The following is a 15111-nucleotide window of genomic DNA, read 5'->3' on the forward strand; positions in this document are numbered from 1 at the left end:
TCAAGGGCGGCGTTGATGCTTTGTTCCGATCAATCTGATCGAACGCAAAGACAGGCCTCGTGCGTTACCCCATTGTTTCGGCGGCAAACGGGCCTTTCGCAAGGCGGATGACGGGAGGGGCAATGCGCGACAGCCAGAGCCAGCAGGCGGTGATCGACTTTCTCTCGCGCCCCGGCGTGCTCGCCCCCGGCCGCCCGGAGCGAATCGATACGCATGGCGCCATCCTCTTCCTGGCCGGAGACCGGGTGTTCAAGCTCAAGCGCGCCGTGCGCTATTCCTATCTTGATTTCTCGACCATCGAGAAGCGGCGCCGCGTCTGCGAGGCGGAACTGCGCCTCAATCGCCGCACGGCGCCCGACCTGTATCTGGAAGTGCGCAGCGTCAATGCGCAGGCGGACGGCAGGCTGGGCTTCGAGCCCGGCACGCCGGTCGACTGGCTGGTGGTGATGCGCCGCTTCGAAGCGGAGGACCTGCTCGAAAGCGTCGCCGCGCGGGGCGGGCTAACGGCGCCTCTCACCCGCCTGCTCGCGGACCGGATCGCGGCCTTTCACCGCGAGGCGGAAGTGGCCATCGTCCCGGATGGCGCCGCGCGGGTGCGGGCGATCATCGAGGGCAACCGGGCGAGCATGGCGGATTGCGACGCGGCGGTGCTCCCGCTCGAAGACTGCGCCCGCCTGCTCCAGCGCAGCCTCGCCGCGCTCGAAGGGCTTGTCCCCTGCCTCGATGCACGCGGCCGGAACGGACATGTCCGTCACTGCCATGGCGACTTGCATCTGGCCAATATCTGCCTGTGGCGCGGCGAGCCGACCCTGTTCGACTGTCTGGAATTCAGCACCGACCTCGCCACGACGGACGTGCTGTACGATCTCGCTTTCCTCGTCATGGACATGTGGGAAAAGGGCCTTCACGCGCAGGCCTCGCTGCTGTTCAATCGCTATCTGGACCTGACCGGGGAAGAGGACGCCATCGCGGCGATCCCGCTCTTCCTCTCCATGCGAGCAGCGATCCGCGCGCATGTCAGCGCCGTGGCGGCGCAGACACAGGGCGATGCGGCCGGGGCGGAGGGGAAGCGCCGGTCCGCTGGCGCCTATCTGCGCGCGGCGCTTGCCTTTCTCGATCAGCCGTCCCCGATGCTGGTCGCCGTCGGCGGCTTCAGCGGCACCGGCAAGTCGACGCTTGCCGGGGCGTTGGCGCCGGGCCTTGGCGGTGCGCCGGGCGCGCGGTGGCTGCGCACGGACGTGCTGCGCAAGCGACTCGCGGGATTGGCGCCCGAGGAGCACCTGCCCGCCGCCGCCTACACGCCGGAACAGTCGGCGCGGGTCTATGAGACGCTCGGCGAATCCGCCGGCGCGAGCCTCGCGGCAGGCAGAAGCGTCATCGTGGACGGCGTCTTCGCCAGCCCGGAAGAGCGCGCCGCGATCCGCGCGGTAGCAGCGGCCCATGGCCTGCCCTTCATCGGCCTCTGGCTCGAAGCGCCCGCCGCCCTGCTCATGGACCGGGTGTCCGCCCGGCACGGCGATGCCTCGGACGCGGACGCGCGCGTCGTTTCCCTGCAACTTCAATATGATCTCGGCGATCTTTCGGACTGGCGGCGGATCGATGCGTCCGGCGCTCCGGAGGATGTCGCGCGCCGGGCAATGTCGGCACTGGAGGAGGATCAACGCTCATGGCCCTGATGCATGCCATGCAACTCGATGCGCCGGGCGAACGACTGCGTCCCGTCGCGCGTCCGCTGCCCGAGCCGGCGGCCGGACAGATCCGCCTCGCCATTTCCGCCTGCGGTGTCTGCCGCACGGACCTGCATGTGATGGACGGGGACATCCATGGCGTCCTGCCGATCATCCCGGGGCACGAGATCGTCGGCCGCGTCGATGCGCTCGGCCCCGGCGTGACTGGCCTTGCGCCGGGCGACCGCGTCGGCGTGCCCTGGCTCGGCCATAGCTGCGGCACCTGCCGGTTCTGCCTGAACGGGCAGGAGAATCTGTGCGACGCCCCGCTCTTCACCGGCTTCACGCGCGATGGCGGCTATGCCAGCCATTGCATCGCGGACGCACGCTATTGCTTCCCCATTCCGGACATGTTCGACGATGTCCATGCCGCCCCGCTGCTCTGCGCGGGGCTGATCGGCTATCGCGCTTACCGGCTCGCCGGGGATGCGCCCACGCTCGGCCTCTATGGCTTCGGCGCCGCCGCGCACATCCTTGCCCAGCTCGCCATCTGGCAGGGGCGCCGCGTGCTGGCCTTCACGCGCGAGGGGGACGCGCGCAGCCAGCACTTCGCTCGCGCGCTCGGCTGCGCCTGGGCCGGGTCGTCCACGCAGCCCTCGCCCGAGCCGCTCGATGCCGCCATCATCTTCGCGCCGGATGGAGCGCTGGTGCCCCGCGCGCTCAAGGCCGTCCGCAAGGGCGGGCGCGTGGTCTGCGCCGGCATCCACATGTCCGATATCCCGGCCTTTCCCTATGCCGATCTGTGGGAGGAGCGCAGCATCCTCTCGGTCGCCAATCTGACGCGCGCCGACGGGCTGGAGTTCCTGCCCCTCGCCGCGCAGGCCGCCATCCGCACCAGCGTGACGGCGCTGCCGCTCGATCAGGCAAACGAAGCGCTCGATCGCCTGCGGCGCGGCGATGTCGACGGCGCGCTCGTCCTCACCATGTGAAGCACACTCAGCCGGCCGTCACATTGTAGCCGCTGTCCACATAGAGGGTCTGCCCGGTGATCGTGCGCGCCTTGTCCGAGAGGAGGAAGGCCGCCATCTCCCCCACCTGCTCGATGGTGACGAGCTGGTGCAGCGGCGCATTCTCCGCCGCCCGGCACATGAGCGCGTCGAAATGGCTGAGGCCGGATGCCGCCCGGGTCTTCACCGGCCCGGTCGACAGGGCATTCACTCTGATGCCGCCGGGCCCCAGTTCCGCCGCGAGATAGCGCACCATCGCTTCCAGCGCGGCCTTGACCGGCCCCATGATGCCATAGCCCGGCACGACCTTCTCCGATCCGTAGAAGCTCATCGTGAGGATGGAGCCGCCCTCGGCCATCAGCGGTTCGGCCAGATGCGCCAGCCGCGCCAGCGAATGGCAGGAAATGTCCATCGCGGTCGCGAACCCGGCCGCGGAACTGTCGACCACGCGCCCCGCGAGGTCCTCCTTCGGGGCGAAAGCGATGGAATGGAGCAGGAAATCCAGCTTGCCCCAGCGCCGGCCGATCTCGGCGAACACCGCTTCCGCCTGATCCTGTCGCGTGACGTCGAGCGGCATCAGCAGCGGCGCGTCCAGCATCTCCGCCAGCGGCGCGGTGAAATCGCGCGTCCGCTCATTGAGATAGGTCAGCGCGATTTCCGCCCCGGCCGCCCGCAGCGCCTGCGCGCATCCCCATGCCAGCGACTGGTCGTTGGCCAAACCGATGATGAGTCCGCGCAAAATCGTCTCCTTCCTGCTGCCGTTCCGTGCGCCCGCCGCCTAGCGCGTCGCCCGCACCATGAGCGTATCGACTGGCACCCAGCTCAACAGCGCCTCGGCGGTGCGGCCGATCACGGCATGGGCCAGCGCGCTCTTGCCGTGCGTGCCCAGCACGACGAGGTCGGGCCTGTCCTCGGCCAGGCTCCTGCGGATCGCGCCGTCGGTGGAACCGAAGCGCAGATCGATCTCGATCCGGCCCCTCAGCGCCGTCGATATGTCGGGGTGGGACAGGAATTGCGCGACGTCCCGCTCCACTTCGCAAAGGAGCTGCGTATGTCCTTCCTCGCTGTCGAGCCATGCCTCATAGGGCACATGATAGGCATGGACGAGCCGCACATGCGCCGCCGGAAACAGCCGTACGGCAGTGATCAGCGCCGCGCGCGAGCAGTCGGAGAGGTCGGAGGCGATGAGCAGCCGGGCATAAGGCGCGTGCGGCCGCTGCTTGACGACCAGCACCGGCGTGTCGGCATGGCGGACCACATAATCGACGGCGGTGCCGAGAAAATAATCGCCCAGGCTGTGCGTGCGCGCCACGCCGGTCACGATGAGCGCCGCGCCCTGCCCCGCTTCCGCGATCTTCGCGGGTGCCGATCCTTCCGGCAGAAGAATGCGGACGTCGGCAGCGGGATCGGGCAGCACGGCGCGCACCGCCGCTTCCAGCGCATCGTGGTCCTGCCGCGCCTCGCCGGGATCGACGACATGGATGACCTCGACGGGCTTGCCCCATGCCGCGCCCAGGCTGAGGGCCCGGTCGATCGCGCGGTCGCTCCTGGCGCTCAGGTCGGTGGCGACCAGGACCGGGCCGTCGATATTCATGAGCTGTCTCCGTTTCTCGAGGCGAGGCGTTGCGGCAACCCGATGACCTTGCACGTCGGGGCAGCGGCACGCAATGTGTGGTTTCCCAGGCGGCAGTTTTTAATTTTTTCAATCACCTGGCGCCCCTTCCCGGGCGCGCGCTCAGTCGATCGGGCGGCGAGCGCGCAGGGCCTGCGCGAGCGTGCCTTCGTCCAGATAATCGAGCTCGCCGCCGATCGGCACGCCATGGGCAAGCTGGGTCAGCCGCACCGGATAGGCCTCCAGCCGCTCCGCGATGTAATGGGCCGTGGTCTGCCCCTCGAGCGTCGCGTTCATGGCGAGCACGACTTCGTCGATGCCCCCCTGCGCGACCCGCTGCACCAGCGGCGCGATCGCCAGATCCTCGGGGCGCACGCCTTCGAGCGCGGAAAGCCGCCCGCCCAGCACATGGAAGCGGCCGGGGAACAGGCGCGATTTCTCCAGTGCCCAGAGATCGGCCACATCCTCGACCACGCACAGCGCGCGTCCGTCGCGGCGCGGGTCCGCGCAGATGCCGCAGGGGTCGATCGTATCGATATTGCCGCAGATGGCGCACTGGACCATGCGCTCGTTCACCGATTCGAGCGCACGCAGCAGCGGCGCCAGCGCCGTCTCCCGCTTCTGGAGGAGATGCAGCACCGCGCGCCGGGCGGATCGGGGCCCCAGACCGGGGAGCCGGGCAAGCGCCTGCGTGAGCGCGTCGATCTCGGGTGAAGCCATAAGCTCCAAATAAGGGCTTGCGCTCACGCCGCACAAGCGTTTCAGAGCAAGCCATGCGGATCATCTTCATGGGCACGCCCGATTTCGCCGTGCCGACGCTCGACGCGCTGGTCGATGCCGGCCATGCCGTCGCGGCTGTCTACACCCAGCCCCCGCGCCCTGCCGGCCGGGGCAAGGCCCCGCGCCCCAGCCCCGTGCAAATGCGGGCGGAAGCGCTTGGGCTTCCCGTCCGCACGCCGCTCAGCCTGCGCGAGGAAGCCGAGCAGCTCGCCTTCGACGATCTTGAGGCGGATGTCGCGGTCGTCGCCGCTTATGGGCTCATCCTGCCGCTGCCGGTCCTCCATGCGCCGCGCCTGGGCTGTCTCAACGTCCATGCCTCGCTGCTTCCCCGCTGGCGCGGCGCCGCGCCCATTCAGCGCGCCATTCTCGCGGGCGACGCGGAGACCGGCGTCACAATCATGGCCATGGGCAAGGGGCTCGATACCGGGCCGATGCTGGCCGCCCTGCGCACGCCCGTCGACGGCAAGACCGCGGGCGACCTCACGGGCGAGCTGGCCGTGAAGGGCGCGGCCCTGATGATCGAGGTGCTCGGCAATCTCGGCGCCTATCCGCCCGTTGTGCAGCCCGAGGACGGCGTCACTTATGCCGAAAAGATCGGCAAGGCAGAGGCGCGGCTCGATTTCACGCGCCCGGCCGATCTGGTGCAGCGGCAGATCCAGGCCTTCAATCCCCCCGGCGCGTGGTTCGAGTTCGGCGGCGAGAGGATCCGGATCCTCGATGCCGTGCCGGCGCCGCAGAGCGGTCCGCCGGGCACCATCCTGGCGAGCGACGGCGAGATGCTGATCGCCTGCGGCACCGGCTCGCTCGCGCCGCGCCTCGTCCAGCGCGCCGGCCGCAACCCGATGCCGACCGCCGAGCTGCTCCGTGGCTTCCCCATTCCCGCCGGCACAATGCTCGGATGACCCGTTTCGCGCTCACCGTGGAATTTGACGGCCGCCCCTATATGGGCTGGCAGCGTCAGGCCCATGGGCCGAGCGTGCAGCAGCATATCGAGGAAGCGCTGGGCCGGATCGTCGGGGCGCCGCCGGTCGTCCATTGCGCGGGCCGCACCGATGCCGGCGTTCACGCGCTCGCCATGCGCGCGCATGTCGATCTCGACAGCGCGATCACCCCGTTCCGCCTGATGGAGGCCCTGAACGCGCATCTGCGCCCCGAGCCGATCGCCATCATCGGCTGCGAAGCCGTCGCCGATGACTGGCATGCCCGCTTTTCCTGCCTCGCCCGGTCCTACGACTACCGGATCCTCAATCGCCGCGCGCCGCTCACTTTCGAGCAGGGACTGATCTGGCGCGTGCCGCAGCGGCTGGACAGCGACCGCATGCACGAGGCCGCGCAGCAGCTGGTCGGCCGGCATGACTTCACCACCTTTCGTTCCGCCCAATGCCAGGCCGACAGTCCGGTCCGGACGCTGGACCGGCTCGACGTGATCCGCACCGGCGAGCGCATCAGCGTCCTCGCCCGGGCCCGCAGCTTCCTGCATCATCAGGTCCGGTCCATGGTGGGATGCCTCGTCATGGTCGGCGCCGGAAGCTGGTCCGTTTCCGATCTCAAGGCCGCGCTCGATGCGCGCGACCGCGCGGCGCTCGGCCATAACGCGCCGCCCGACGGCCTCTATTTCGTCGCCGCTTTCTATCCCGGGGAGCCGTCCCGCTAAGGAATTGTCAATCTTGTGAGGATAGGCCGGAACGCTGGGCGCTCGACGACGGTCGCCTTTCCTGCACTGGCTCAATGGATGGAACTCGATTTCTTCAAGGCGGAACACGCCGTGCTGCTCGATCTCCGGCAACGACTGCTGGACGGCATGGACGATGGACGGAGCGATCTCGCCCGGCTCCGCGCCCGCTTGAGCGGCCTGCTCCTCAAGCATCTGGCCAAGGAGGATCGCCATCTTTACCCGTCCCTCAAGCGGCTGGACGAGAGCGTCGCAGCCCTGCTTGCCGCGAAATATGAACGCGAGATGGGCGATCTGGCGGCGCGCTGGTGCGCCGCGCTGTCGGACTGGCCGGAAGACCGGATCGCGCGCGACCGGAACGGCTTCTGCGACCGCATGCGCCCGTTGCTCGATGCGCTGGCCAGCCGCATCCACCGCGAGGAGCATGATCTTTATCCCGCTTATGCCGCGGCGCTCGCGGACGCAGCCGCCGCCACGCACTGAAGCGGTCAGCCGAGCCCGAAGAGCCGGCCCAGCGCCTTGTCGAGCATGACCAGCTGCCAGAGCAGACGCCCATGATCGCTGAGGCCACTGCGATGGGTCTCGGCGAGGCGGGCGATCCGGCGCATGTCGAACCATTCGGTCCGCGCGAGGGCCGATCCGCCCGCGATCGCCCGCGCCTCGCCCGCGAGCGCGCCCCGGAACCATTCGCTGACCGGCGTCGCGAAACCCATTTTGGGCCGGTAGAGCAGGTCCAGCGGCAGCCGGTCCTCCATGCTCTTCTTGAGCAGATATTTGCCCGAGCGCCCGCGAATGCGCTGGCGGACCGGCAGGCGCGCCGCAAACTCGACCAGCCGATGGTCGAGCATCGGCTCGCGCGCTTCCAGGCTCACGGCCATGCTCATGCGGTCGGTCTTGGTGAGGATGTCGCCCGGCAGCCAGATCTTGATGTCCGCATATTGCGCCCGGTCGATGGCGTCGCGCGCCGGCGCGTTCCGCATGGCGGCGACATAGCGGTCCTCTGCACGATGGCCCTGCAGGCCTGACCGGGCGAGATCGGTGAAAAGCGCCGCGCGCAGCGGCGCGGGCGTCACGCCCACCGATGCGGCATAGGCCTCCGCCCCGTCGGCCGCGAGCGCCTGCAGCGTGGTGCGGGCGCGCAGGAAGCGCGGCGCCCAGTCCGCCTTGGGATAGATCGCGCCCAGCGACCCGAAGACCGCGCGGCGGACGCCCGCAGGCAGGACGCGCCGCGTCATTTCCTCGCGATGCTGGAACAGGTGGCGCCGATAGCCGGCGAAGGCCTCGTCCGCCCCGTCGCCGGACAGTGCCACCGTGACGGTCTCGCGCGCCAGCTCGCAGACCCGGAAGGTCGGCAGGGCCGAGGCATCCGCGAACGGCTCGTCGAAATGGTCGGCGATCCGGTCGATCAGCGAAAAATCGTCGGGCGAGACGATCCGGCTGCGATGATCGGTGCCGAAGCGCCGGGCAACGCGCTCGGCATGCGCGGTCTCGTCCAGCGCGGCGACGTCGAAGCCGATGGTGCAGGTCCGGACCGGCTGCCGGCTGTTCTCCGCCATCAGCGCGACCACCGTGCTGCTGTCCACGCCGCCCGAGAGGAAAGCGCCGAGCGGCACGTCGGCCACCATCCGCGAGCGGACAGCGTCACGCAGCTTCTCCCGCAATGTCTCTTCCAGCACTTCGGGCCGCGCGGTTTCGCGATCGGCGAAGCTGATGTCCCAGTAGCGGCGCGGCGCCGGCAGCGGGCGCCCCCGCACCGCGAGCAGATGCTCGCCGGCCGCGAGCTTCTTCACGCCTTTCACGATGCAGCTGTCGTCCGGCACATAGCCATAGGCCAGATAGTCCTCGACGGCGGTCAGCTCAGGTTCGCGCCGCAGGCCGGGATGCGCGAGCAAGCCCTTGAGTTCCGAGGCGAAGATCAGGCTGCCATCGGCCAGCGAGGCATAATGGAGCGGCTTCACGCCGAACCGGTCGCGCACCAGCCACAGCGATTGCGTGCGCAGGTCGTACAGCGCGAAGGCGAACATGCCGTTGAGGCGATCGACGCATTGCTCGCCCCATTGCCGCCAGCCATGCAGGATGACTTCGGTGTCGCTCTGCGTGCGGAACACATGGCCGCGCTCTTCCAGCTCACTGCGCAGGTCCGCGAAATTGTAGATCTCGCCATTGAAGGTGACGACGAGATCGCCTTCGCTCGTCGCCATGGGCTGCGCGCCGCCGCCCAGATCGATGATGGAGAGGCGCAAATGCCCCAGCCCGATGCCGGGGCCCATCCACAGGCCCGATCCGTCCGGCCCGCGATGCTCCATCGGCGCGAGCATGGCGCGCACGCGCGCTTCCTCGACCGGCTTGGCCGTCCCGACGTGAAAGATGCCTGCGATGCCGCACATGAGCTGCGCGCCTAGCGGATCGCGAGGCTGCGGTCAGCCAAATCTTCGATCGGCCCGAGCGCCTTGGTGAAATCGACCAGCGTCCGCTGCGCCTGCGCCTCCCCTTGCGGGCCGGGCGGGACCGGCGTGCTGAGCAGGATCGCCATCGCGCGCTGGTCGCGCCCGAGCAGCCTTGCCTTGAGCGTCTCCAGCTTGACGCGCCCGGCCTGCCCGGTGAGATGGCCGCCGACGCGATAATATGTGTGGACGAGGCGCCGCTGCGGCTTGGGTCCGGCAAGCATGTCGCCCCGTGCCCGGTCCGGCGCGCGGGCGGGCGATGACCAGGCCCAGTCCCCGCCTTCGTCTTCCGGCGCGACGGCCCCCTGGCCGAAGCCGACCAGTTCCTTCCCGTCCTCCTGCCAGGCGAAGAACACCAGCGCGAGGTCGACGACGCGGTCCGCCCCGTCGCGATAATGAGTCATCACGATGCGGTCGGCGCCCCGGTAATGCGGGTCCCAGCGCGGTAGCAGCGGCAGGCGCTCCTGCGTCCAGCCCGCGACTTGCGGCGGCGTGGTCATGGGCGGCAGCGCGGTCGAGAGCGCGCTGCTGGCGTTCGCCCAGCCCACCGGCGCGAGCATGGCGAGGGCCGCCGCCGGCAGGATGGCGGCGCTGGCCCGTGGCGCGCCCGCCGCGCCCTGCAGCCGGGCCGGATCGAACCAGGGATCGGACGGCGCCCGGTCGAAGAACGGCCGGCCCGCCACCAGCACCAGCACCAGCACGAGGGCGAAGAACAGCCAGCCATAGAACACATGGTCCACCACTACGGCGGCATCCACGCTGCTGTGATAGGCGACCAGCATGATGCCGAAGGCGCGCACGCCGTTCGCCAGCAGGCAGATCGTGAGCGCTCCCGCCACGATGATCAGCCGGCGCACTGTACTGCGGAAGCAGAGATGCGCCACCAGCGTCGAGAAGGCGGCCATGGCGATGAGGAAGCCCGTGCCGCTGCACGCTTCCGCCACGCGGAAATAGGCATTGGGCGTGGTGATGAAGATGCCCGATATCTCGGCCGGCACGCCCGCGAGCCAGAGCAGGCCGATCGCCATGCGCGCGGTGAGGATCTGCAGCACCGGCTCGGCCTCGGTGCCGAACGGGATCATGAACAGCGCATAGAACAGCGGGAAGGCCAGCGCGCGGCCGACCGCGGGCCCAAGCACCATCAGCACGATGCCCTGCGCCATCACCACCAAAGCGGCATGGCGGAACAGCGCCACGCCGCCCGCCCAGCCGAGCAGCCAGGCGAGCGCCCCCAGCCCCAGCCACGCGAGCGCCGGCCACCAGCCGACCGGCTCGAGCTGCCGGAGCGCCGGGACGCGCTGCCGCACCAGCCAGCCGATGATGAAGGGCAGGAACACGCAGTGCCCATAGGAACTGCTGCGCAGCCACACCTGCACCATGTCGATGAGATCGGCATGGAAGAGCAGCGCGAACAGCGCGCCGAGCACCGCCAGCCGCACCAGAGCGGCGCGCCATTCCCCGCTCTGCCGGATGACCTGCGGCGCCCGCATGTGCTGGAAGGCCGGCCTCATGTTCATGTCGCCGCGCCGGCCTGCCGGTCGCCGAAGAGCATGTCTTCCAGCGGTGCCATCGCGGCCGCCCAGCCATAGCGCGCCTGCACGCGGGCGCGGGCGGCCGCGCCCAGCGCTGCCCGTCGCGCGGGATCGGCCAGCAGGCCCAGCACGAGCGCGGCCAGCGCATCCGCTCCCGAAGCGACCAGCAGGTCGCGCCCGTCGATCGCGTCGATGCCTTCCGCCGCCGGAGCCGAGGCCACCACCGCGCGACCCATCGCCATCGCTTCCAGCACCTTGTTCTGGATGCCGCGCGCCAGTTGCAGCGGCACGACCACGACTTGCGCGGCGGCGAGCCATGGCCGCACGTCCGGCACCGCGCCGGTCACGATCAGCCCCGGCAGGTCCGCCAGCGCCCGTACCTCGGCGACGGGATCGCGCCCCACCACCGCGAACTGCGCGGTCCCGTCGGCCTGCCGAATGGCGGGAAAGCCGTGGCGCGCGAAGTCCAGCACAGCCTCGATGTTGGGCCGGTAGTCCATCTGCCCGGTGAAGACGATCAGCGGCCCGGTCACCGGCAGCGCATTGAGAGCGATCGGCGAGACCTTCGCCGGATCGAAATAGGCCGTGTCGACGCCGTTCTCCAGCGCGCGCACCCGCTCCGGCGGCAGCGCCGCGCCATCGCGGAACAGGCGCGCCTCGGCATCGGAGACGAACAGCGAGACGTCCGCCCGCGCGGCGACGGCCCGCTCATAAGCGGCAAGCAGCCGCCCCTCGCGCCGGTGGATCCACGCCATCGCCCCTCGCTCCGCCGCGCCATAAGCGGCGAACTTGGCCGAATCGACATCCACGAAATCCATCACGAACCGGCAACCGGGCGGCAGGTCACCCACATATTGGGCCACTTGCCCGGAGAAGGCGAAAACCGCGCGGATCGGCCGCTCCGCCAGCACCCGGCGCACCCAGTCGCGCATCTGTGCGCTTTCGAACAGCGAGACGGACAGGGGCGCGCGCCGCGCCAGCCCGCGCAGCGCCGCCTTCGCCCGGCCACCCGGCCGCCGCACCACGCACTGGCTGGCGGTGAGATTGGCCATTTCCGGCGCGAAGCTCTCGTCGCGCGCATCGTCCGCGAAGCAGCCGACATGCACAGGCGCCAGCGCCGCCAGCGCGCGCAGCTCATGATGGGAGCGGATCTTGTCGCCCCGGTCCGGCGGCCAGGGAATGCGATGGCTGAGTAACAGGATCTCGCCGCGCCCGCTGTCGTCCATCAGCCCAGCCCCCGCGCGATCAGCGGCCCGAGCCGGTCCGCGATGGCCGGCGGCAGTGCTTTCCACAGCGCCACCTTGCGCCGATATTGCGGCGAAAGCGGATTGATGTCGCGCGCCTCATGCCCCGGCGCCGCATGGATATGATAAGCGAGCGGCACGCCCTCGAAGCCCCAGTTCTTCTTGTAGGCCGCCGTCCCGGTGCCGACCTTGGACCGGCCGAAATCGAACTGCGCGCAGCCGCGCTCGCGTCCCCGGCGCATCAGCGCGAAATAGGCGACTTCATTGGCGCGGGCGAGGCGCGCATCCCGGTCGGCGCCTTGCCAATAAGGCATGATCCGGTCGCCATGATATAGCGCCAGCACCGCCGAGAGCGGCTGCCCCTGCCCGGAAACGAGCACGATCTCCGCATCCTCGCCAAAGGCGTCCAGCACTTCGTCGAACATCGCGCGGGGGAAGACAGGCGTGCCCAGATTGTGGACGCTGCGGCAATAGAGCGCATAGAAGGGATCGCGGAACGCCGCGTCCCGGCCGAAGCGGATATCGAGGTCGTTGGCCAGCCCCTTGCGCACTTCCGCCCGATGCTTGCGAGGAATGGCTTCGAGCTCTGCCTGATCGTCCGCGGCAAGAGGCCGCACGAAGCCGAGATAGGCCTTCGCACTGGTGTGCCAGCCCGGGCCCGGCGAAGGACCGCCGCGCAATTCCACCGTGGGGCAGACCCGGCGCGCGGCAAGGCGCACCGCTGCATCGGCCAGCGCGGCGGCAACCGCCGGATCGTCGGCCAGAATGCCGCCATCGACCGCGAAGCCGGAAGAGACCAGCGCGCGGCCGAACAGCGGGCTGTGGATGAGATTGAGCGGCAGGATGCCCGCAGGCGTCCCGGCCATGTCCCCGGCGACCAGCATGATCGCCTGCTGGCCCGTGCCGCGCGCCACCGCGCCGATCCAGGCGGGCCGGTGAAAGGGTGTCGCATCGGCGCGCCCGGCGATCCAGCGCTCCAGCGCCGCCCGCGCGCGCGGATCGTCGGGATCGATCTCATATATGGGGATGTCGCCCGCCATGGATGGGCCAGCCCTCAAGGCGCGGGCGGGAACGGCACGGCCCGCGCCCGCTCCGCCGCCACCAGCCCGTCGATCCGCGCCCACTGGAAATCATTCAGCAGGCGCCGCAGCTTGCCGGCCATCGCGCCGAGATTGGTGTAGTGCCGCAGGCGCGAGCGCAAGGGCGCCGAGGCGACGCGCGGCTGGCCGGGGTCGATTTCCCAGGGGTGGAAATAGAGGATCGCCGGGCGCCCGTCCCGCTGCGTCACTTGCCGGAGCGCCCAGCGGGAAAAGCCGTAGGGCAGCAGGCGAAAGAAGCCCCCGCCCCCGGCCGGCACGATGCGCCCGCCAAGGCGCGCCGTCGTCACCGGCAGCTCGAGCAGATCGCTGCCCGGCACCGGCAGGAAGGAGAAGCGCGGCGCCTGCGGCCAGCCATAATGATCGTGCACGATCGGCGCGACGCTGCTCGAATAGGCATAGCCGGCCCCGGCGAGGATGGGGTGCGCCCAGGGCGTGCGCGCATCGATGGAGAAGCTCGGCGCCCGGTAGCCGGTGACGGCCACGCCGCCCGCCTGCTCCAGCAGGTCGCGCGCCTTGGCGAGATCCGCGCGGAATTCGTCCGGGCTCATCAGGAACACGCGCTTGTGGTCATAGCCATGGCTGGCCAGTTCATGGCCCGCATCGACCACGCGCCGGATCAGCCGGGGAAAACGCTCCGCAACCCAGCCGAGCGTGAAGAAGGTGCCGACCACACCCGCCTGCGCGAACATCTCCAGCACGGCTTCGCTGTTGCGCTCGATCCGGCTTTCGCATCCGTCCCAGGCGGCGCGATCGATGCACCGCTCGAATGCGCCGACCTGAAACCAGTCCTCAATGTCGACCGACAACCCATTGAGCACCAGCTCTTTCCTCCATGCGAGATCGGTTGATAACTGCCCCTCAGGCGACGCGGCTGGTGAACGGCCCGTTGCGCGCGTCCCGTTCCACCCACTCGATGAGCTTGGAGAGGATGCGGCGCAGCACTTCGTCCTGTTCGTCCAGCCGCTGCTCGGCGCTGGCGAGCCGGGCCTCGAGCTCGGCGATCCGCTCTTCCGCCGCCTCGGGGAGGCGCGTTTCCTGCGGCGGCATGGCAGGATCGCGATGTCGCTCGCCCCGGGCAATCGCCGCGTTCAGCGTCTCGACCTCGCTTTGCAGTTCGCGCAGATGATCGACATCGCCCGCTTCGCTGCCATCTTCGGCCTCGGCCATCAGCGCCGCCCGGGCAGCCTGCGTGGCAGGCGGCGTCTCGCTGTCCGGCGCCGCGAAATCATTGCCGAGATCAGCGACGACGGCTTCCACCACCCGCTCGTCGATGATGTCGAGCTGGTCGATCGCGCCGAGCAGCAGCACGCGGCTCACCAGCGCGTTGAGGCGCCGGGGCACGCAGCCGCTGGCCTGCGCCAGCAGGGAGTGCGCGTCGCTCGTGAAGCGCGGATTGCCCGTCCAGCCCACCACCTTGAGACGATGCTCGATATAGGGGCCGACTTCCTCGGGCTGCATGGGGTCGAGATGATGGGTGGCGATGATCCGCTGGCGCAGCTGCTCGAGCCCTTCCGAGCCCGAGATGCGCTCGCGGAACTCGGGCTGGCCGAGCAGGAATATCTGCAGCAGCGACTGGCCGCCGAGCTGGAAATTGCTGAGCATGCGCAGCTCTTCCAGCGCCGTGGGGGAGAGATTCTGCGCCTCGTCCACGACCAGCAGCGTCCGCCGGCCGGCACGGGCCTGATGATGAAGGAAGGCTTCGATGCGGCTCAGGACATGCGCCTTCTCGACATGATCGGTCGCGATGCCGAAGGCCTGGGCAGCCAGGCGCAGCATGTCGTCGCCGTCGACCTGCGTCGAGACGATCTTGACCGCAGTGAGCCGCTGCGGATCGATGGTGGCCATGAGATGGCCGACCAGCGTGGTCTTGCCCGCGCCGATGTCACCGGTGATGACGATGAAGCCCTCGCCCTGCGCGAGGCCATAGCCCAGATAGGACATCGCCTTGCGATGCGTCGCGCTCTCGAAATAGAAAGCCGGGTCCGGCGTGAGCTGGAAGGGCCGTCCGGTGAAGCGATAATATTTTTCGTACATGATCGAAGTCTCCGGAAGG

At 69.6% G+C, this 15111-nt stretch carries 14 protein-coding genes; 5 read left to right on the forward strand and 9 right to left on the reverse strand.

Annotated elements, in window-relative coordinates; genetic code table 11:
- Positions 1 to 122 precede the first annotated feature (122 nt).
- Together HNP60_RS11920 and HNP60_RS11925 are read left to right on the forward strand one after the other, a co-directional pair.
- Positions 123 to 1676, forward strand: a complete 1554-nt coding sequence (locus tag HNP60_RS11920; protein WP_184153974.1) for a bifunctional aminoglycoside phosphotransferase/ATP-binding protein — start codon at positions 123 to 125, stop codon at positions 1674 to 1676.
- The gene (locus tag HNP60_RS11925) at positions 1667 to 2656 is read left to right on the forward strand and encodes a zinc-dependent alcohol dehydrogenase family protein (RefSeq protein ID WP_184153977.1); all 990 of its coding nucleotides are present in this window, start codon (positions 1667 to 1669) and stop codon (positions 2654 to 2656) included. The genes HNP60_RS11920 and HNP60_RS11925 overlap by 10 nt, the downstream gene beginning before the upstream one ends.
- 7 nt (positions 2657 to 2663) lie before the next feature.
- Here HNP60_RS11925 and fabI read toward each other — a convergent pair whose 3' ends face one another.
- From fabI to recR, 3 genes are all read right to left on the reverse strand, one after another.
- Positions 2664 to 3413, reverse strand: coding sequence for an enoyl-ACP reductase FabI (gene fabI, locus HNP60_RS11930; RefSeq protein ID WP_184153981.1), 750 nt, complete (start codon positions 3411 to 3413; stop codon positions 2664 to 2666).
- A gap of 39 nt (positions 3414 to 3452) precedes the next feature.
- The gene (locus tag HNP60_RS11935; protein WP_184153984.1) at positions 3453 to 4268 is read right to left on the reverse strand and encodes a universal stress protein; all 816 of its coding nucleotides are present in this window, start codon (positions 4266 to 4268) and stop codon (positions 3453 to 3455) included.
- Positions 4269 to 4409: 141 nt separating this feature from the next.
- On the reverse strand, positions 4410 to 5006 hold the full coding sequence (recR, locus tag HNP60_RS11940; protein ID WP_184153987.1) for a recombination mediator RecR: 597 nt from the start codon (positions 5004 to 5006) through the stop codon (positions 4410 to 4412).
- A 53-nt stretch (positions 5007 to 5059) separates the two neighbouring features.
- Here recR and fmt point away from each other — a divergent pair, with 53 nt between their 5' ends.
- The 3 genes from fmt (at position 5060) to HNP60_RS11955 (ending at position 7221) form a co-directional block, all read left to right on the forward strand.
- Positions 5060 to 5968 carry a methionyl-tRNA formyltransferase gene (fmt, locus tag HNP60_RS11945; RefSeq protein ID WP_184153991.1) on the forward strand — a complete coding sequence of 303 codons (909 nt, stop codon included), beginning with the start codon at positions 5060 to 5062 and terminating at the stop codon, positions 5966 to 5968.
- Positions 5965 to 6720, forward strand: a complete 756-nt coding sequence (truA, locus tag HNP60_RS11950) for a tRNA pseudouridine(38-40) synthase TruA (RefSeq protein WP_184153994.1) — start codon at positions 5965 to 5967, stop codon at positions 6718 to 6720. The genes fmt and truA overlap by 4 nt, the downstream gene beginning before the upstream one ends.
- A 78-nt stretch (positions 6721 to 6798) precedes the next feature.
- Entirely contained in the window at positions 6799 to 7221 is a 423-nt protein-coding gene (locus tag HNP60_RS11955; RefSeq protein WP_184153997.1) for a hemerythrin domain-containing protein, read from the forward strand.
- Positions 7222 to 7226: 5 nt separating this feature from the next.
- Here HNP60_RS11955 and HNP60_RS11960 read toward each other — a convergent pair whose 3' ends face one another.
- The 6 genes from HNP60_RS11960 to HNP60_RS11985 are packed head-to-tail and all read right to left on the reverse strand — an operon-like array spanning position 7227 to position 15092.
- Positions 7227 to 9125 (reverse strand): XrtA/PEP-CTERM system amidotransferase, encoded by a 1899-nt coding sequence (locus HNP60_RS11960; RefSeq protein WP_184154000.1) that lies wholly within the window; start codon positions 9123 to 9125, stop codon positions 7227 to 7229.
- Between the two features lie 11 nt (positions 9126 to 9136).
- Entirely contained in the window at positions 9137 to 10699 is a 1563-nt protein-coding gene (gene xrtA / locus HNP60_RS11965) for an exosortase A (RefSeq protein WP_184154003.1), read from the reverse strand.
- Complete coding sequence (locus tag HNP60_RS11970; protein ID WP_184154006.1) at positions 10696 to 11940, reverse strand: TIGR03087 family PEP-CTERM/XrtA system glycosyltransferase; 1245 nt, start codon at positions 11938 to 11940, stop codon at positions 10696 to 10698. Before HNP60_RS11970 ends, xrtA begins: the two co-directional genes overlap by 4 nt.
- A complete protein-coding gene (locus HNP60_RS11975) occupies positions 11940 to 12998 on the reverse strand; it encodes a FemAB family XrtA/PEP-CTERM system-associated protein (RefSeq protein ID WP_184154009.1) in 1059 nt (352 codons plus the stop codon). The genes HNP60_RS11970 and HNP60_RS11975 overlap by 1 nt, the downstream gene beginning before the upstream one ends.
- A 14-nt stretch (positions 12999 to 13012) precedes the next feature.
- Complete coding sequence (locus tag HNP60_RS11980) at positions 13013 to 13879, reverse strand: XrtA system polysaccharide deacetylase (protein WP_184157021.1); 867 nt, start codon at positions 13877 to 13879, stop codon at positions 13013 to 13015.
- Positions 13880 to 13916: 37 nt separating this feature from the next.
- Positions 13917 to 15092 carry an XrtA/PEP-CTERM system-associated ATPase gene (locus HNP60_RS11985; RefSeq protein ID WP_184154012.1) on the reverse strand — a complete coding sequence of 392 codons (1176 nt, stop codon included), beginning with the start codon at positions 15090 to 15092 and terminating at the stop codon, positions 13917 to 13919.
- Positions 15093 to 15111: the final 19 nt, after the last annotated feature.

It is taken from the genome of Sphingobium lignivorans (assembly GCF_014203955.1).
In the GTDB taxonomy this organism is placed as follows: Bacteria; Pseudomonadota; Alphaproteobacteria; order Sphingomonadales; family Sphingomonadaceae; genus Sphingobium; species Sphingobium lignivorans.